General features: G+C 63.1%; 14 protein-coding genes and 1 pseudogene. 6 read left to right on the top strand and 9 right to left on the bottom strand.

Going from position 1 to position 18956, the window contains the following annotated elements; translation table 11 throughout:
• The first annotated feature begins 208 nt into the window (after positions 1–208).
• The 4 genes from PQR32_RS26870 to PQR32_RS26855 all read left to right on the top strand — a co-directional run bounded on the left by PQR32_RS26870 (position 209) and on the right by PQR32_RS26855 (position 4743).
• The gene (locus tag PQR32_RS26870; protein ID WP_408233979.1) at positions 209–1597 is read left to right on the top strand and encodes an FAD-binding oxidoreductase; all 1389 of its coding nucleotides are present in this window, start codon (positions 209–211) and stop codon (positions 1595–1597) included.
• A 212-nt stretch (positions 1598–1809) separates the two neighbouring features.
• Complete coding sequence (locus tag PQR32_RS26865) at positions 1810–2400, top strand: BPSL1445 family SYLF domain-containing lipoprotein (protein WP_408233976.1); 591 nt, start codon at positions 1810–1812, stop codon at positions 2398–2400.
• Between the two features lie 248 nt (positions 2401–2648).
• Positions 2649–4136 (top strand): SulP family inorganic anion transporter, encoded by a 1488-nt coding sequence (locus tag PQR32_RS26860; protein WP_408234121.1) that lies wholly within the window; start codon positions 2649–2651, stop codon positions 4134–4136.
• A gap of 160 nt (positions 4137–4296) precedes the next feature.
• On the top strand, positions 4297–4743 hold the full coding sequence (locus PQR32_RS26855) for a histidine kinase (RefSeq protein ID WP_408233973.1): 447 nt from the start codon (positions 4297–4299) through the stop codon (positions 4741–4743).
• An 8-nt stretch (positions 4744–4751) separates the two neighbouring features.
• On the opposite strand, the gene PQR32_RS26850 is transcribed toward PQR32_RS26855, so the two are convergent.
• Both PQR32_RS26850 and PQR32_RS26845 read right to left on the bottom strand, forming a co-directional pair.
• Positions 4752–6311, bottom strand: coding sequence for a methyl-accepting chemotaxis protein (locus PQR32_RS26850; protein WP_408233970.1), 1560 nt, complete (start codon positions 6309–6311; stop codon positions 4752–4754).
• Between the two features lie 252 nt (positions 6312–6563).
• The gene (locus tag PQR32_RS26845; protein ID WP_408234118.1) at positions 6564–7103 is read right to left on the bottom strand and encodes a YbaK/EbsC family protein; all 540 of its coding nucleotides are present in this window, start codon (positions 7101–7103) and stop codon (positions 6564–6566) included.
• A 235-nt stretch (positions 7104–7338) separates the two neighbouring features.
• On the opposite strand from PQR32_RS26845, the gene PQR32_RS26840 reads away from it, so the two are divergent.
• Together PQR32_RS26840 and PQR32_RS26835 are read left to right on the top strand one after the other, a co-directional pair.
• Positions 7339–8673: a YihY/virulence factor BrkB family protein gene (locus tag PQR32_RS26840; protein ID WP_408233967.1), complete on the top strand. Its 1335-nt coding sequence runs from the start codon at positions 7339–7341 to the stop codon at positions 8671–8673.
• Between the two features lie 416 nt (positions 8674–9089).
• On the top strand, positions 9090–10277 hold the full coding sequence (locus PQR32_RS26835; protein ID WP_408233964.1) for a porin: 1188 nt from the start codon (positions 9090–9092) through the stop codon (positions 10275–10277).
• 217 nt (positions 10278–10494) lie between these two features.
• On the opposite strand, the gene PQR32_RS26830 is transcribed toward PQR32_RS26835, so the two are convergent.
• The 7 genes and pseudogenes from PQR32_RS26830 to PQR32_RS26800 all read right to left on the bottom strand — a co-directional run.
• Positions 10495–11367: a proteasome-type protease gene (locus PQR32_RS26830; protein WP_408233961.1), complete on the bottom strand. Its 873-nt coding sequence runs from the start codon at positions 11365–11367 to the stop codon at positions 10495–10497.
• Between the two features lie 174 nt (positions 11368–11541).
• On the bottom strand, positions 11542–12342 hold the full coding sequence (locus tag PQR32_RS26825; RefSeq protein ID WP_408233958.1) for a transglutaminase family protein: 801 nt from the start codon (positions 12340–12342) through the stop codon (positions 11542–11544).
• Between the two features lie 12 nt (positions 12343–12354).
• Positions 12355–13305, bottom strand: a complete 951-nt coding sequence (locus PQR32_RS26820) for an alpha-E domain-containing protein (protein ID WP_408233955.1) — start codon at positions 13303–13305, stop codon at positions 12355–12357.
• 165 nt (positions 13306–13470) lie between these two features.
• Positions 13471–14880 carry a circularly permuted type 2 ATP-grasp protein gene (locus tag PQR32_RS26815; protein WP_408233952.1) on the bottom strand — a complete coding sequence of 470 codons (1410 nt, stop codon included), beginning with the start codon at positions 14878–14880 and terminating at the stop codon, positions 13471–13473.
• Positions 14881–15283: 403 nt separating this feature from the next.
• Positions 15284–15736, bottom strand: a complete 453-nt coding sequence (locus tag PQR32_RS26810) for an HU family DNA-binding protein (RefSeq protein ID WP_007177969.1) — start codon at positions 15734–15736, stop codon at positions 15284–15286.
• Between the two features lie 429 nt (positions 15737–16165).
• Positions 16166–16912: a tetratricopeptide repeat protein gene (locus PQR32_RS26805; protein ID WP_408233949.1), complete on the bottom strand. Its 747-nt coding sequence runs from the start codon at positions 16910–16912 to the stop codon at positions 16166–16168.
• A pseudogene (locus PQR32_RS26800) lies at positions 16909–18761 on the bottom strand (bifunctional 2',3'-cyclic-nucleotide 2'-phosphodiesterase/3'-nucleotidase); the annotation flags it as partial. The gene PQR32_RS26805 and the pseudogene PQR32_RS26800, both read right to left, overlap by 4 nt.
• Positions 18762–18956: the final 195 nt, after the last annotated feature.

The following is an 18956-nucleotide window of genomic DNA, read 5'->3' as shown; positions in this document are numbered from 1 at the left end:
CGACTTATCGCCGCTGGCGCGGCCCGCGGACGCTTGCCGCACGAGCTCTCGCGCACAATCGGTAAAAAACGCGGGTTTACCTTTGTTTGACTTCAGAGGGCAGGCTCGTTTACTGGACGCAAAACAAGCTTTCAGGACACTTCCGATTTGCTTTGGTCAGCTGAATAGTGTTCTGCAAAACTCTTCCACTATCTCAGGAGATTGAGCCATGGTTAATGTGTCCAGCAGCGCCGTCGACGAATTGAAAACCGCCATGCGGGGCCAGGTTCTGCTGCCCGGCGACGCGAGCTTCGATGAAGCACGCAGCATCTGGAACGCGATGATCGACCGGCGTCCGGCGCTCATCCTGCGTTGCGCAGGCGTAGCCGACGTGCGCCTCGGCGTGGCCTTCGCGCGCGACAACGGCCTGCCGCTCGCGATTCGCGGCGGCGGCCACAACATCGGCGGCAGCGCATTGTGCAACGACGGCGTCGTGCTCGACCTGTCGCAGATGAAATCGGTGCGAATCGATCCCGCGGCACGTCGCGCATATGTCGAACCGGGCGCAACGCTGCACGATTTCGATCATGAAGCGCAGGCCTTCGGACTCGCCACGCCGCTCGGCATCAACTCGACTACCGGCGTCGCGGGCCTGACGCTCGGCGGCGGCTTCGGCTGGCTGAGCCGTAGATACGGCATGACGGTGGACAATCTGGTATCAGCCGACGTCGTCACCGCCGAAGGCGAACTGGTCCACGCGAACGCCGACTCGCACGAAGATCTGTTCTGGGCGATTCGCGGCGGCGGCGGCAATTTCGGCATCGTCACGCGATTCGAGTTCGCCCTGCATCCGGTCGGACCGCTGGTATACGGGGGCCTCGTCGTCCTGCCGATCGACCAGGCGAGGGAAGCCCTGCTCAAGTACCGCGCGGCGAACGCTGGCATGCCGCAGGAACTGAGCGTATGGGCCGTGCTGCGACTCGCGCCGCCGTTGCCGTTTCTGCCACCGGAAGTACACGGCAAGCCGGTGATCGTCTTCGCGATGTGCTACACGGGTGCCGTCGAAAGCGGTCCGTCCGCGGTGGAATTCGTACGCGCTTTCGGGACGCCCGTCGGTGAACATCTCGGCCCGATGCCGTATGCCATGTGGCAACAGGCGTTCGACCCGCTGCTCACGCCGGGCGCGCGCAACTACTGGAAATCGCACAATCTCGTCGAGATCCCGGACGGTCTCATCGACGCGCTGCTCAACGCGATCGACAACCTGCCGTCGCCGCAATGCGAGATTTTCTTCGGGCAAATCGGCGAGCAGACCCAGCGCGTTCCAGTCGAAGCTACCGCCTATTCGAGCCGTGACACGCTGTACGCGATGAACGTGCACGGCCGCTGGGACGATGCGACCGACGACGAGCGCTGCGTCGGCTGGGCGCGCGCATTTTTCGATGCAGCGGCCCCGTTCGCGCTGGGCAGCGTCTACGTCAACTTCATGACGGAGGAAGAAGGCGGACGCGTCGCCGATGCGTACGGGCCGAATTACGAACGCCTCGTTGCCGTAAAAAACCGCTACGATCCACGCAACCTGTTCCGTCACAACCAGAACATCCGGCCGTCGGCGTAGCCGTAGACAGGCGGGGAACGGTCGTCGGGACCTTGCGCCCGGTCCCCCGCCACGCATGTCGAGCCCGCCGCGAACATGCGAGCGGCGGGACCGGGCACGCTGTATGCTGGTTAGCAATCGACGTACGGGCTTGCCTGCGTCACGGCACTATCGCTGCAATGAAACGAAAAACGCCGCCTTCATAACGTCAATAACGCAAAAGGACAACAATCATGCGCAGACGACAATTCATCATGACCACCAGCGCCGCGCTCGCCACCGCAGGTTTCGGCCTTGCCGGCTGCACGACGACGTCGCCGTCCTCAAGCGCATCGCCTTCGGCCAACGCCGGCAAGCGCGACAGCATCAACGCGGGGATCGATTCCACGCTGTCGCGTCTCTACGAGAACGTCACCGGCTCGCGCGAACTGGTGGCCAAGGCGCGCGGCATTCTGGTATTCCCGAACGTCATCTCGGCGGGCTTCTGGGTCGGCGGCCAGTACGGCGAAGGTGCGCTGCGCGTGGCCGGCCGCACGGCGGGTTACTACAGTACCGTCGCGGGTTCGTTCGGTTTGCAGATCGGCGCGCAATCCAAGGCGCTCATCTTCCTGTTCATGACGCAAGAGGCACTCGACAAATTCACCAGCAGCCAAGGCTGGGCTGCCGGCGCGGACGCCACTGTCGCCTTGCTGAAGATCGGCGCGAACGGCGCGGTCGACACGTCGACCGCCACCAGTCCGGTCGAAGCCTTTGTGCTGACGAACGGCGGCCTGATGGCAGGCGTATCGCTCGAGGGCACCAAGGTCTCGCGTCTGATGATCTGAGTTTGAGCGCATACGCGCATTGCCACGCAGCCACCTCGCCGGCTGCGTGGCATCTCCGCGCGACCCGGCACGCAAGCTGCCACGGCGTTGCCCGCCTCCGGTCACCCTGACCGCACTGCTGTAAAATTCACGCTTTTTGCAATCTTGCCCGGCCACCGCTGCGCCCCAGGCCGGGACACTCATCTGTCCGCCGACGCGCGTCTCGCTTGCATGCACGCCGTTTGCCCGGACTTCCCACCTCGCTGAAGATGAACACCGCTCGTCCCACTCACGGCTGGCTCGCCACGCTGCCCGGCATCAAAAGCAATGTCCTCGCAGGACTGACCTCGTCGTTCGCGCTGGTGCCGGAATGCATCGCCTTCGCGTTGGTCGCCCACCTCAATCCGTTGATGGGCCTGTATGGCGCTTTCTTCATCTGCGCCATCACGGCGTTGTTCGGCGGACGGCCTGGCATGATTTCCGGGGCCGCCGGTTCGATGGCGGTGGTCATCGTGGCGCTCGTCGTGCAACACGGTGCGCAATATCTGCTCGCGACGGTGATCCTCAGCGGCATGCTGATGGTGCTGTTCGGCGCGCTGCGGCTCGGCAAACTGATCCGCATGGTCCCGCATCCGGTGATGCTCGGCTTCGTCAACGGGCTGGCGATCATCATCGCGATGGCGCAGCTCGCCCACTTCAGACAGGGCACGCCGCAAGGCGAACAATGGCTGCACGGCAGCGCGCTGTTGATGATGTGCGGACTCGTCGCACTGACCATGGCGGTTGTCTATCTGCTGCCGCGGCTCACACGCGCGGCGCCGCCCGCGCTGGTGGCGATCGTCGGCGTGGGTCTCTTCACGCAGTCGCTGCATTTGCCGTCGCGCACGCTCGGCGACATGGCGCACATCGCGGGTGGCCTGCCGAGTCTGCAGATGCCGAACGTCCCGCTGAATCTGGAGACGCTGCATGTGGTGCTGCCCTATGCGGTGCTGATGGCGATCGTCGGTCTGTTGGAAACGTTGCTCACGTTCAATCTGACCGACGAGATCACTGAAACGCGCGGCCAGCCGAATCGCGAATGCCTCGCGCTCGGCGCGGCGAATATCGCTTCGGGTCTGTTCGGCGGCATGGGCGGCTGCGCCATGATCGGCCAGACCATGATCAATCTGAATTCTGGCGGCCGTTCGCGCCTGTCGGGTATCGTCAGCGGTGTGATGATCCTGATGTACATCCTGTTCCTGTCGCCGCTGATCGAGCGCATCCCGCTGGCGGCGCTGGTCGGTGTGATGTTCGTGGTCGCGCAGCAGACTTTCGCATGGGGCTCGCTGCGCGTGCTCGGCAAGGTACCGCGCAACGACGCGCTGGTGATCGTGGCGGTCACCATCATCACCGTGTTCTCCGATCTGGCGATCGCCGTGCTGTGCGGCATCGTGATCGCCGCGCTCAATTTCGCATGGCAGCACGCTCGTGAAATTCACGCGCATGTCGAAGATCGCGCCGGCGACAGGATCTACGCACCGCGCGGCACGCTGTTCTTCGCATCGACCACGCGTTTTCACGAGCTTTTCGATCCGGTAAAAGATCCCGCGCGCGTCACGGTCGACTGCCGCGATCTGCTGCTGGCCGATCATTCCGCGCTCGCGGCATTGCAAGGCTTGATCGAACGCTATCGAAAGGCTGGCAAGGAACTACGTATGAAGAATTTGTCCGAACGCAACCAGCGTCTGTTGAGCCGGGCCGGTATTGCATTTGCATGACAAATAGCACCACGGACACCTGAAAGTTGTGCGCACAACCTGACGGATTCCCAACGTCAATTTGCGCCTGGTGCAAATACTGACCGAAGGTAATATTTCCCGAGAACGTTGGTTTTTCGTACTACAGTAGACGTTCCGCGTGCAGTCTTCGGAGGCCACCGTGACAAGGCGCGTTTCGCTCGACGACGAATCCGAGTTTGCAATCTGGAAACGCAGAAGCGCAGCGGATGCCAGGCAATCGCGTCGCGTTCTAATAGGACATCGTGACAAGGCGATCGGCGAATCGCTGGTGCTGCTGCTTTCGCTGAAGGGCTACGACGCGATCTACGCCGCCGATCTGATCAAGGTGCAAAGCTTTCTGAAGTGGTGGAAGCCGCACGCGGTTTTACTCGACACGCGGCTCGACGCCGTTTCCAGCTATGAATTCACGCGCACCGCGCGCGCCGAACGATGCAACGCCGACGTCCTGATGCTGGCCATGAGCAACGTTTGGCCGCTCGACCCGATCGGCCTGCTGAAAGACGCCGGCTTCGACGGCCATTGCCGACGCCCCTGTTCGCTGTGGCGTGTCGCGGATATTCTGGAAAACCACTTCGCCCAGCCGTAAGCGGCCGGTCAGCGACCTTCCGGCAGCGTGAACACGGCAATCGCCGCGCTGAGTTGCCCGGTCTGCGCCTTCAGCACATCCGCTGACGCGCTCGCTTCTTCCACCAACGCTGCGTTCTGCTGGGTCGTTTGATCCATGCTCGCCACCGCGATGTTGACCTGCTCGATGCCCGAGCTTTGCTCCACCGAAGCCGCGCTGATCTCGCCCATGATGTCCGTCACGCGACGCACCGCCTGCACGACTTCATGCATGGTTTCGCCGGCGCGGCTCACATACTGCGAGCCACCTTCGATCTGCGCCGCGGACTCTTCGATCAGCGTCTTGATCTCCTTCGCGGCCGCCGCGCTACGCTGCGCGAGGCTGCGCACTTCGCCTGCCACCACGGCGAAGCCACGTCCTTCCTCGCCGGCGCGCGCCGCTTCGACCGCAGCGTTCAAAGCAAGAATGTTGGTCTGAAACGCGATCCCCTCGATCACGCCGATGATGTCGCCGATCCGATGCGACGACTGCGAAATGCCGCGCATCGTCTCGACCACCTGCCCGACCACTTCGCCGCCGCGCGCTGCCGTCTCCGATGCGTTATGCGCCAACTGGCTCGCCTGCTTCGCGTTGTCGGCGTTCTGCTTCACGGTCGCGGTGATCTGCTCCATGCTCGACGCGGTTTCGCCGAGCGCGGTGGCCTGCTGCTCAGTGCGTCGCGACAGGTCCGCATTGCCGGCGGCGATTTCGTTGGACACCGTCGAGATCAGCGTCGCGCCGCCGCGGATCTGCGCGATCGCGTGCGCGAGACGCTGCTGCATGCGCTGCATCGCGGCGAGCAGGCTGGTTTCGTCGCCGGCCTTGGTCTCCACCATCACGTCGAGGTCGCCGTCGGCGATACGCGCGGCAATCTGCGCCGCGTACGCCGGCTCGCCGCCGAGTTGCCGCAAGATGCTGCGCAGGATCACGCCGATCACGAGCGACACCACCAGACACAGCAGCAGCGCGGCGCCCACATACTGGATGAGCGTCGTGTAAAACGCGGCGTCGATATCGTCGGTGAAGACGCCGGTGACGATCGTCCAGTCCCACGGCTTGTACAGCCGCACGTAGTTGATCTTCGGCGCCATTTCATTGGAGCCCGGCTTCAGGAACTGCAAGTGGATGAAGCCTTCGCCTTCGCGCTGGGCGAGATCGGAGCCGTCCTTGAACACATGGCGCCCTTGCGGGTCGGTGAAGCCGCTCATGTCCTTGCCTTCGAGGTCGGCGCGCACGCCGTGCATCAGCACGCGGGCATGCGCGTCTTCGATCACGAGGTAGCCGCCGGCACCGTCGTAGCGCATTGCGCGCAGATCGGCCATCGCCGTGCGTTGCGCGTCGGCGAGCGGCATGGTGCCCGCGGCGACCTGGCCGTTATAGCGATCCAGCACGCTGTACGCGACGCTGACCACGCTCTTCAATTCGGCCTGGCGGTCGGCGATCATCGTGTCGCGTGTTTTGAAAGCGCCCCACAGGCCGATTGCCAGAATACCCATGCACATGACTGCTAGTGCGAGCCAAAGCCGCACCTTCAGGCGAAACCGTTCCATCTCCGTATCCCTTGTCCTTGTCGTCGACGCGCCGCTCGCGGCGGACGCCGCGGCGGTTCATGTCACTCTTTGGATTAACGGCGCAACGGGGGAAAACTTCAGGCTTTGCCGATCGGCTTCGGGCGCTGGGTCAGGGCAAGGGCGCGGGCTCTGACCAGAGCGATGACCCGGCTGGCTCCGCTTACCAAGAGACACGCGTGCGGCGGCGCCCTTCGCTCAATTTGATGTCGTGCTTGCGGATCGAGCTTGGTCTCACTCCGCCGGCAGCGTCAGCGAGGCGACTTCGCAGCGCGGCCACTGACGCAATACATCAGGCGCCAGCAATAGCTTGGCCGCTCGCACGCCCGCGCCCATGACGATCTGGGTCCGCTCCATGACGGCGGCATCGACGAGAATGCGCCAATCGTCCGGCAAGCCGAAAGCGGTGATACCGCCGAACTCCATGCCGCTGTGCTCCACCGCCGCTTCCCGCTTGGCGAACGAAAGCCGCTGCGCGCCCAGCGCCGCCTTCACCGCGCCGTTGATGTCGAGCCGCAGCGAACCCAGCGAGACCACCGCCGCGTAATGCTCGGCGCCCTCTTTCCTGTAGCGGATGACGATCGTGTTCGCGCAGTCTTCCAGACCGAAGCCGTAGCGCGCGCTGAATGCGGCGGTGTCCGACGCGTCGTCGGTGACGCAGAAAACCGTTACGCCTTGTGCCGGCAACTGCTCGACCACATGCGCAGGCAAATGCGCACCCAATTGTTCCGCTGCAATGACGTCCAGCCGCTGTACGAGTTCGTGCGAGTGCATAGTGAGCAAAAGTGTATGAGGATCCCTCGGCATTCTAACGGCACTCCTCGCCCGAGGTGCGCGGCCCGGCACGGTGGCGGCGCAAGCCGGTCGCGCTTGTTATAGTGACAGGCACAAGGTTTGCGAAAGGCTTTAACGCGAAGACTGCGGCGAAGCTGCTTGAGCAGTCCGCCCCGGTCCGCTCCCGCCACCTCGTATTGCCCGCACGGCGCAGCACCCATTGGGAAACACGACCATGGACATCGACACGCTTTCCGCCGAGAACCTCCAACTGGTGGCCCGCAAGCAGGCCAACTGGGCCATCGGCGCCTTCAAACAGTTCGCCGAAGACCGCTGCGCGGCCATGGCCGCCAGCATCGCCTTCTATGCCGCGTTCTCGCTCGCGCCCACGCTGGTCATGGTGATCGCCGTGGCCGGCTGGTTCTTCGGCGCCGAAGCCGCGCGTGGCGAGTTGTTCAACCATATCCACGGATTGCTCGGCGACCAGGCCGCCGCGGGCGTCCAGACGATCGTCGAAAACGCGCATCACAGCGGCAGCGCCGGCGGCATCGCGGCGATCATTTCGCTCGCGACGCTGGTGATCGGCGCTTCCGCGACCTTCTCGTCGCTCAATACCGCGCTCAATATAGTCTGGCCGAATACCGGGCCGCGCTCGTCGAGCGTGATCGCGCTAGTGCGCGTGCGTTTGATTTCGTTCGGGCTGGTGCTGGGCGTGGCGTTTCTGCTGATCGTGTCGCTGGTGCTCGATACGGTCATTACTTTCATCGGCAAATGGCTGTGGGGCGACTCGCCGTATGTAGTGATCGGCAATCTTCTGCAACTCGGCGTCGGCCTGCTCGTGCTGGCGTTCGCCTTCGCCGGCTTGCTCAAGTTTCTGCCGGATGCCCGCGTGCGCTGGCGGGATGCGCTCGTCGGCGGGATAGTCGCAGCCGTGCTGTTTTCGGCGGGCAAGAAGCTGTTCGCGCTGTATCTCGCGCACGCCGGCATGGCCACCTCGTTCGGCGCGGCCGGCTCGCTCGCCGTGCTGCTGATGTGGCTGTACTTCTCCGCCGCCGTGCTACTGCTCGGCGCGGAATTTTCGGCGGCGCGCGGGCGCATGCACGATCCCCGTGGAGGCTGGGGCATGCAGGACGACACGCCACCGGGCAGCCGCGCCAAGCTCGCCTCGGTGCTGGCGGCATCGACGGTTGCGGCGGATGCAGTGCCGCACGCGGACGCGGAAGCGGACGGCCGCACCGTGTCGGGCGACGCCGCGCTCGCCCCCGCCACGCGCGACGCAAAGGCTGGCGCGCTCAGCGGCGCAGCGCCGTCGGCGGCCTTCCGGGTGCAATCCAGAAACAGGCCGTCGGCGCGAGCGACGGCGCTCAAGGTCGGCCGTACGGTCGTGCTGGCCGAAGCGCAAGCGACGCGCATCGCCGCCGTCACGCTGGTCGGGGCGAGCCGCAAAGCCGTTGCGGCCGACCGCTACGTGAGGCGGCATCCGTGGACCTCGGTGCTATTCGCGGCCGCCGCTGGACTCGCTGCAACGATGGTTGCGCGCCGCAATGCCGACGGCGGCAGCGAACACTAAACCTCATGTCGCAACCAGCCCGGTACCAAGGCTGCACCTGTCAGCCTGGACGGTGGCGCCTGCTCACAGCGATGAAAACCTGTCCAGACGTCCCGTCAAGCGAGAACGGTCTCGATTTTTATAGAAACGCTACAAAATGAGCAGGAAAATTAGACGACTTCATTACAACTTACCTTCAAATCAGTGTCGAAAGTACATGTATTGAAGCCTTCACTGTCAACAAAACAACAATAATGCTGAGTCAACGATTAAATGTTGCGGAAACAGAAATAATCGTTAACGCGCTTTAAATACAAGGCTTTGCGTGGTTTGTCAGTTTTTGGAGACACTCTTTTTTTTCCAGTTCTTGCCGATTGACCCTCTGAGCTATTCTCCTTTCCGCAACAACGAAACTAATCATCTGCGTGGAGAAATGGATGAAACGAATCGCACTGTCTACCCTCTCGCTGGCGCTCCTCAGCGCCACTGGCGTGGCACATGCTCAAAGCAGCGTTACTCTGTACGGTTTGATCGACGAATCGATCCAGTACGCTCACAACACGGTTGACGCCAGCGGCAAGAACTCGAATCAAGTCGGCCTGGTCGGCGGCAACCTGCAAGGCGACCGTTTCGGCTTGAAGGGCACGGAAGACCTCGGCGGTGGCCTGAAGGCAATCTTCCAGTTGGAAAACGGCTTTGACCTGAACAGCGGCAAGCTGGCTCAGGGCGGCCGGATGTTCGGTCGTCAAGCCTACGTCGGCCTGACGGGCGACCAATGGGGTACGTTCACGCTGGGTCGTCAGTACGATCCGCTGGTCGATCTGGTCCAGCCGCTGACGGCTGACAACTACTTCGGTTCCACGTTCACCACGCCGGGCGACGTCGACAACAACGACAACTCCTCGCGCACGAACAGCGCCATCAAGTACACCTCGCCGGTGTGGGGCGGCTTCCAGTTCGAAGGCATGTACGCTCTGGGCGGCGTGGCTGGCGCAACGGGTTCGGGCCAAACGTGGTCGGGCGCGGCAACGTACGCAACGGGTCCGTTCAGCGTCGCGGCAGGTTACTTCCGCGCTGACAACGGCAACACGCTGGCTAGCCGTATCGCTGGCACGCCGCCGACGGCTGGCTGGAACGGCAGCACGTCGGACGGCACGTTCGACAACCAGGTCAACGGCGCCTACGCCGCGGCCAAGTCGATCGGCATCGCTTCGGTCGCTGTGCAATACGTCGCAGGCCCGTTCACGGCCAACCTGCGTTACAGCAACGCACAGTACAAGCCGGACGCGAACTCGGGCTTCGGTTCGACCGAGAAGTACAACATCGGTGGCGCATACCTGGGTTACCAGGCAACGCCGGCAATGCTGGTTGGCGTGGGCTACATCTACACCAAGGCTAGCGGCGATTCGAGCGCAACGTATCACCAGGTTTCCCTGGGCGGCGACTACAACCTGTCGAAGCGCACGGACGTCTACCTGGTTGGCGCATATCAGCACGCAAGCGGCCAGCAACGCACGTCGGCCGGCACGCTGGTCGATGCAGGCGCAGCAATCGGTTCGTACGGCTACAACTCGGCTTCCAGCTCGCAAGAACTGGTCAGCCTGGGCATCCGCCACAAGTTCTAATCGAACTTGACGGACTGCTGAAGCAACACGCAGTTGAAGACCAGCCACGGGCGAAAAGCCTGTGGCTGGTTTTTTTTCGTCCTGCGTTCCTGAATTCTTTGGGACGACGCAAATGAAAAAGGCCGTCAGCAAGCCTGATTCAGGCTCCAGACGACCCTTGGTGTGATGCCACGCGCCGAAGCGCTGGCGCGCTGAAGCAAGCGGATACGCGCTCAGCCTACTTTCGCTGCGCCTTGCCCCTCTCCGCCTGCGCCAACGTCTGCGCGGGCTTTGCATCGAGTTCATGTTCGATGCCGTCAGCGCCGACCGGCGCACGATGCAGCACCAGCGTCCGCTCCCGCTGCAACAGCGGCACATTCGGCGATTCCTGCCAGTCCGGATCGGGGATCTCGCCGAACACCTGGCGTAGCCGCTCGCCCCACGTCCGGTGAATCATCTCGAAGTACGTATTGTCGTGATCGATCGAGACGAAGCGCGTGACGCGCAGCGTGTCCTTCTGGTAGACCAGCAGATCGAGCGGCAAGCCAACCGACAGGTTCGAGCGCAGCGTCGAGTCCATGGAGATCAGCGCGCACTTGGCGGCTTCGTCGAGCGGCGTGGACGGCGTCAGCACACGGTCGATGATCGGCTTGCCGTACTTGGCCTCGCCGATCTGGAAATACGGATTCACCGCCGACGCCTCGATGAAATTCCCCGCCGCATAGATCATGAACAAACGCGGCCGGTTGCCCGCGATCTGGCCGCCGAGGATGAAGCTGCAATTGAAGTCGACGCCGAATTCCTGCAACGCCTCCGCCTCGCGCTGATGCACGCAACGCACCGCGCGGCCGATCACGCGGGCCGCGTCGGCCATGGTGGGCGCGCTCCAGAGGGTGGGCTGGGAAGGATCCGTGGGCTCGGACAGCTCGTGCAGCACCGCCTGAGTGAGCGACAGGTTGCCCGCGCCCAGCAACGTGAGCATCCGCTCGCCCGGCTGCTCGAACACCGACATCTTGCGCGCGGTGCTGATGTGATCGACGCCCGCATTGGTGCGCGTGTCCGAGAGGAACACGAGACCGTCGTCGACGGACATCGCTACACAGTAAGTCATAAGGAAAGGTACCCGCAAAAAACAACTGAACGGCGCTATTGTAATGCGGCGCGCATGCGCCCTATCCCGCTATACCCCGTTTATCGGCCTTTGCGGGCCTGATCTGAATGGTTATGAGGGCTGGCGCTCGCTCGCGCCTTCAGGGCAGTCTCCACGGCCCGCCCTCGTCTGCCTCTATTGTGACAGCTGCGAGCTGACCTTAACGGACACTTTCAGCTGCTCTTCCAGCCCGCCGATACGCCGGCCACGCACCGGCGCGGCCGCTTCATAGTCCCGCGCGACGGCGAGGCGGCAGTAGATTTCGCTGGCAAACGCGGCGTGCGTGACGTCGATGGAAATCCAGCCCTTGCCTTCGAGCCACACGTCCACCCAGGCATGGCTCGCGCCGTGCGTCACCTCGCCGGGTTCGATATAGCCGCTCACGTAGCGCGCCGGGATGCCGCGCGCGCGGCAGCACGCGAGCATCAGATGCGCGTGGTCCTGGCACACGCCGTTGCCGAGCGCGAGCGCCTGGGCGGCCGTGCTGGTGACTTCGGTAATGCCCGTGTTGTACTTCACGCGCTGCACGATCTGTTCGGACAGCGCGATCAGATTCGCCGAGCTCGTCAAGGTCGGCACCGATTCGGCCAGTTCGCGGACCGCGGCATCGGCCTCGGTCAGCCGCGTCGAGCAGGTGAAATGCTCGAGCGGAATCGGGCCGACGGCGTCGGGCAAATGGCCATCGATCAGCGGGATCGTGTCCACTTCGCCGGCCACGTGTAGACGAATCTCGCTATGAGGCTTGTTGATGACGAGCGTGTGCAGCACGTTGCCGTAGGCATCGAAGGTCGCGTCGAGCTTTCCAGGCGCGTCGATGCTCCAGCGCCGCACGACCTGTGAGGCGCCGCTCGCCGGCGTCAGACGCAGTTGCTGGATCGAATAATGGACAGTCGCTTCGTAGCGATAGGACGTGTCGTGGCGGATCGTCAGGTACATAAAGAAACTCCGTCAGGCGACTGGCAACATCAGATAGGTACGCGCAACCAGATTGCCCAGCTCGAACACGCGAGCGAGGAACTGCGTCAGATAGGCGTGCAGGCCGGCTTCGAAAATCTGCCGGATGTCGGAGTACACGAGTTCGGCGCGCAGCTTGCCGGCGAACCGTTCGCACTGGTTCGAGCCCGAGGTGCGCAGCATCGCCAGATTCGCGCAGACGCCTTCGAGCGACGCCAGCAGCGAACGCGGCATCTGCTGATTCAGGATCATCAGTTCAACCACGCGCGCCGGCGTGACGACGTCGCGATACACCTTGCGATAAATTTCCAGCGCCGACACCGAGCTCAGAATCGAGGTCCAGTAATAGAAGTCTTCGAGCTGGCGCGCGGCGTCGCGTGAATTCGGTTCGACGTCGGCAAAGCGCACGTCGAGAATCCGCGCGGTGTTGTCGGCGCGTTCGAGAAAGGTGCCCAACTGCGTGAAGAAGAATGCATCGTCCTGCAGCGCAGTGCCGATCGTCACGCCACGCGACAGATGCGAGCGGAACTTGACCCATTCGAACAGCGCGCCCGGATTGCTCGCGGCCTGGCCGGACGAAGCGCGCTCATTGAATTCGAGCCATGTGTCGTTGATGGTTTCCCACCACTCGGTCGTCAGCGTGCCGCGCACGGCGCGGGCATTTTCGCGCGCGGCCTGCAAGCACGAATGGATACTCGACGGATTGGTCGCATCGGCCACCATGAAATCGAGCACGTGTTCGCGGGTCGGTTCGTCGTAGCGCTGCGCAAAGGCGGTTTCGAGTTCGGAGATGCGCAGCACCGAGCGTTGTGCGCGCGCCTCCTGCTCGGGCGTCTGCGGCAACAGCAGCGCCTTCAGGTTGATATCGAGCATGCGGGCGGTGTTCTCCGCGCGCTCCATGTAGCGGGCCATCCAGAAAAGGTGATCGGCGGTTCGGCTTAGCATGACGGCGTTCCGTATCTGATGACGCGAGGCCTTGTCGAAGTAAAAGGCCCGCGCTGGTTATCCGTATGCGCTGGTGGCGTGCGTGTTGCGTATCGCGTGCTGCCCCGGCGCGTTGGGTTGCGGGCGCGGTTGCGTGAAGCCCGTGCAACCGCATCGGCAACCGCGTCAGTCGACCATCCACGTATCTTTGGTCCCGCCTCCCTGCGACGAATTGACGACGAGCGAGCCCTCCTGCAACGCCACGCGCGTGAGTCCGCCGGCGACCATCGTGACGGTCTTGCCGGACAGCACGAACGGACGCAAGTCGATGTGGCGCGGCGCGATGCCCGCCTCGACGAACGTCGGACACGCCGAAAGCGCCAGCGTCGGTTGCGCGATGTACCCTGCCGGCCGCGCAATCAGGCGCTCACGGAACGATTCGATTTCCGCTTTCGTCGATGCCGGTCCGACGAGCATGCCGTAGCCGCCCGCGCCGTGCACTTCCTTGACGACCAGCTCCGGCAGATGCGCGAGCGTGTAGGCCAGATCGTCCGGCTTGCGGCACTGAAACGTGGGCACGTTATTGAGGATCGGCTTCTCGCCGAGGTAAAACTCGATCATTTCCGGCACGTACGGGTAGATCGATTTGTCGTCGGCGATACCGGTGCCCATTGCGTTCGCGAGCGCCACGCGGCCCGCGCGATACGCGGTCAGCAGACCCGGCACGCCGAGCGCCGAGTCGTTACGGAAGGCGAGCGGGTCGAGGAAATCATCGTCGACGCGGCGGTAGATCACGTCGACGCGCTTCGGTCCCTGCGTGGTGCGCATGAACACGTAGTTGTCGTCGACGAACAGATCCTTGCCTTCCACCAGTTCCACGCCCATCTGCTGCGCGAGGAAGGTGTGCTCGAAATACGCGGAGTTGTACATGCCCGGCGTGAGCACCACCACGACCGGATCGTCGACGCCTTCCGGCGCCACCGAGCGCAGCGTATCGAGCAATAGATCGGGATAATGCGCGACCGGCGCAATGCGGTTCTGCACGAACAGCTCGGGGAAAAGCCGCATCATCATCTTGCGGTTTTCCAGCATATAGGAGACGCCCGACGGCACCCGCAGGTTGTCTTCGAGCACGTAGAACTCGCCCTCGTCGCCCGCGCGCACCACGTCGACACCGGCGATATGCGCGTAAACACCGAGCGGCACATTCACGCCCTGCATTTCAGGCCGGTATTGCGCGTTGGTATACACCTGCTCGGCCGGCACGATACCGGCGCGCACGATGTTGCGGTCGTGATAGACGTCGTGGATGAACAGATTGAGCGCCTGCACCCGCTGGCGCAAACCGGCCTCCAACGTCTGCCATTCGCTGCGCGGAATGATGCGCGGAATCAGGTCGAAGGGGATCAGCCGCTCAGTGCCGGACAGGTCGCCGTTCACCGCGAAGGTGATGCCGACCCGGCGAAACAGCAGGTCGGCTTCCGCACGCTTGCGCGCGATCGCCTCGTTGCCCTGCTTCACCAGCCACCGCTCAAAGCGCGCGTAGTGTGGCCGCACGGCATCGTCATGATGACGCATCTCGTCATAGCATCGCATATCACGCCCCGCTCTTGTTGTCGGATAGAAGGCGAATGCGCTGCGCATTCGGTGTTCGACAATCGATCAAGCAAGCGCTATGCCATTGAGCTTTTCGCGGACTACACAGGTTGCATGCACGCGAATAGCGCATCCCGGCCGGCATGGCTTCGATGCCATCGTACTGCGGCGGCCCATGATGCGCTAGTACGGTGCATGTGCGGCACCGCGGTGCTTCTGCGGATCAGTCCACGAGACGGCCCAGCGACACCACAATACGCTAACAGCGCGCATAAAAAATCCCCGTGGATTTGCACCCACGGGGATTCGGACAACGTGCACTGCGGATCGTCCCCAAGGGGACTTCCTTCGAAGCGTCTCAAACGTCAGCCATTGTTAAACAACGGCAACGCGTGAAGCGCGATCAGCCTGCAGCTGCATCTTTCAGCTTCTTCAGCGGACGTGCCTTGATGCGCACGCTAGCCGGCTTGGCCGGGAACCAACGCTCTTCGCCCGAGAACGGGTCTTTGCCGAAGCGCTTCTTCTTCGCCGGCACAGCTTGCACGACGATCTTCAGAAGACCCGACAGCGTGAATTCGCCAGCGCCCTTCTTATGCACGGCGCCGAGGATCGTGTCTTCGAGCGCGGCCAGAACAGCCTTGGCGGTCTTCGGTTCCACAGCAGCGCGTTCAGCGACGTGTGCAGCCAGCGAGGCCTTCGTGAAGGTGTCCTTGATCGGCGACGGAGCGCTGGACGCCTTCACGGCGACCTTCTTAGCTGCGACGGCCTTCTTCGCAGGAACTTTCTTTGCAGCAACCTTCTTGGTCGGTACCGGGGCAGCAGCCTTCTTGGCCACCTTTTTTGCGGAAGTCGGCATGTTTCTCCTACCTGTTGTGGTCAGTGAATTGCACGAAGCGCACACGGTATGTGCACGCTTCAACGCCGGATTCTACAAGCGCTAATACGATTTGCGCGACTCTTTTATGTATAACAGCGAAGGTTTGTTGCGCGGCGCAGACTGCGCAACACATTTTGATGCTTGTTTTAGCGGGTAAACGTGCGTCGAGGGGCCTGGCAACACCAACACGTAACGTGCGTTACAAGTCATTTCGATGCATGAATAACGGCACTTTCTGCACGGACGATGGCCGGTGGATCGCTCGAGCATCGTAAAAAAACACGTCACGGCTCGCTCGTCACCGCCTTCCATGCGGCGGAAAAAACACGCCCCTGCAGCGAAAAGCGCTGCAGGGGGCGGCCAATCTCGCCCTGCGACAGAAAATCGCGGGCGGGAGTCAAAACACTTTTACTGCCGGCTGACGTGTTTGAGATCGTGTTCGCTTTCCTTCACGTGAGCCCAATACTCGTTTTCGTCGCGCGCCATGCCGAGCTCGCCGTTGCGATAAGCCATCGCCAGCGCGAGGTTGGCTTCGGGTAACTCCGCATTGGCCGCGCGCGTGAGCCATTGCAGCGCCAACGCGTCGTCGTGCGGCCGCGTCGCGCCGAAGCGATACTCGTTGGCAAGCTGGAACTGCGCGAGCGGCAGGCCCGCTTGCGCCGCCTGTTCGAGCCAGCGAATCGCCAGGCCGGCGTCGCGCGCCACACCGTAACCGTTGCGATAGAGCGTCGCGAGATCGTAGGCCGCCTGGGCATCGCGTGAATCATGCGATGCCGCCAGCGTCAGCCAACGGCGGCTTTCCACGTAGTCCGGCGCGACGCCGGACAACCCGCGCAACAGCAGATGCCCGAACGTGGCTTGCGCGCGCGGCGCGCCGTCGAGTGCGAGTTGCCGGTAAAGCTCGACGCCTTCGCGTTGCTCGTCGATCTGCGGCGAACTCACCAGCACGTCCGCGAGCGCTTCGCGCGCAGCCGCGTTGCCGAACGCCGAGGTCAGCCGCAACTGCCACAGCGGCCAGGCCGCATGCGTCGGGGTGCCTTGCATCTGCCAGTCGTCGATCTGCACGTCGGACACGCGCGTGGCCGCCACCGTGGCGAGCGTCCCGACGCAGATGGCCACGGCCGCCGCCAGCGTCAAAGAGAGGCGCGCGTTCATTGGTTGAGATTCACGGAGTAGACCGCGAGACCCTTGCCGGTGCCGTCGTCGGCCTGGATCTGGGCGACGTTGGCGATGCCGTTGGCCTGCGCGAGCGCCGTCAGGTTCGGCGCCGACAGGAAGGTCACCGGACCGGCCGTCGCTACCTTCGTGAAGCGCCAGCTACGATCGCCGCCGTTGCTCGCCGCTTTGATGGACTGCGCTTTCTTGATGTAGGCGATCAGCACATCGCGGCTCGCATCCGGCGACGCGTAAATCGTCTTGCTGCCGTCGAGCCCCGGGAAATTTCCGCCGCCGCTCGCGCGATAGTTGTTGGTCGCGACGATGAACGACTGCGTATCCGAGATCGCCACGCCCTGATATTTCAGGTCGCGAATCCGGCTGCCGACTGCCTGCGTCACGTCGATTTCGTAGCTGAAATCCTTCGACGTGATCATGTCGAAGTTATAGCCGGGATACGTGCTGACGAGGGCCTGCGCCACCGTGTTGGCCGGATCGATCGTGTTGAAACGCTTCGCCGCGGTTTCGAGCCACCCCTTCAGATCGGCGCCCGTCACCTTCACCGCGCAGATCGTGTTCGGGTACAGGTAGAGGTCGGCGGCGTTGTTGATCGCCACGTTGCCTTGCGCGACGTCGGTGAAATCGTTACCGCCGCCGAAGCCGCTCTTGAACGGCGCGCTCACCGACAGCACCGGAATGCCCGCATATTGCGGCAGATTCGCGTTGATGTAGTCCTGCGTGTAGGCCGCCTGCGCCTGGTTGACGATCTCGATGGCCGACACGTCGCCCACATCGGCAAAGTAGGTGGTCATGCGGAAATCCGTCGTGCCAATCGGCGTTTTCACATAGTTGATGGTCGCGACGTGTTCGACGGCGATTGCCTGCGAGACCGCCTGATCGACGGCTACGTAGCTGTTGTCCGCGTTCTGGATCGACCGGGCTTCCGCGGTGCTCGCGTTGCGATCCACCGTCCACGTGCCGTTGGCCTAGTTCAGCGCGAGCTTGATCACGCCGAGATGTTTGCCCCAAAAATTCGCCATCACGGTCGGCACGCCGTTGACGGTGCCCTTCACCTTGTCGACGCCCGGCAGGTTGAAATGCGTGACCGTGCTGTTTCTATCGGGGAAAACCTGATGCGAGTGGCCGATCAGCATCGCATCGATGCCGGGCACTTTGGACAGATAGTAGCTGCCGTTTTCCATCGACGGCGAATAGGCCGAGTTGTCGAGCCCACCATGCGACATCGCCACGATGATCTGCGCGCCCTTCGCCTTCATTTCCGGCCCGTACTTCGACGCGCTTTCCACGAGCCCTTGCGTGTAGACGTTGCCGTCGAGCCAGCGTTTGTCCCACGTCATGATGGCGGGCGGCGTGAAGCCGATCACGCCGATCTTCACCGGCGCGCTGACGGTCTTGCCGTCGGGCGTCGTGGCCGTGATCGCGCGTTCGAGGATCGTGTAGGGCTTGAAGATCGGCTGCTGCGATTTCGCGCCGAGCACGTTGGAGAGCACCAACGGAAAGTTCGGTCCCGCGCAGGCCGGCTGCGACGCAACCGGGCTCATGTTCGGCACGTCGAACGCGCTGCCGGTCACTTGCGCGAGAAACGGCAGGCCGTAGTTGAACTCGTGATTGCCGATCGTGCCCGCGTCGTACTTCAGCAGATTCATGACCTTATAGACGTCGAGCGTGGTCTTGCAATCGACCGGCGCGACCTGCGCCTGATAGTCGGCGAGCGCGGTGCCCTGGATCGTGTCGCAGTCGTCGAGCAACATGGTGTTGGGGAATTCCTTGCGCGCCGCCGCGATCAGCGTCGCGTGCGCTCGAGGCCGAGCGACTTGTCTTCCGCCAATGCGCCGATCACGCCACGCGCGCGCAGCCGCTTTCCTGCCATCAAAGTCACTCGTATCCTTGCCGCCCTCGGTTCGTTGTGTTGCCGTGCCGGTCCATCGGGCCGGCTGTGCACTACAAACAATTCCAGAGGCGCAAGAGTACGGTGGGTTTATGACAATGCTTTGTATGGCATTAGATAGCCTTAAGTAATATG

This window comes from Paraburkholderia dipogonis (genome assembly GCF_046027395.1).
In the GTDB taxonomy this organism is placed as follows: domain Bacteria; phylum Pseudomonadota; class Gammaproteobacteria; order Burkholderiales; family Burkholderiaceae; genus Paraburkholderia; species Paraburkholderia dipogonis_A.
Note: the sequence above shows the minus strand (reverse complement) of the source record. Positions and strands in the feature narration are given on the sequence as shown.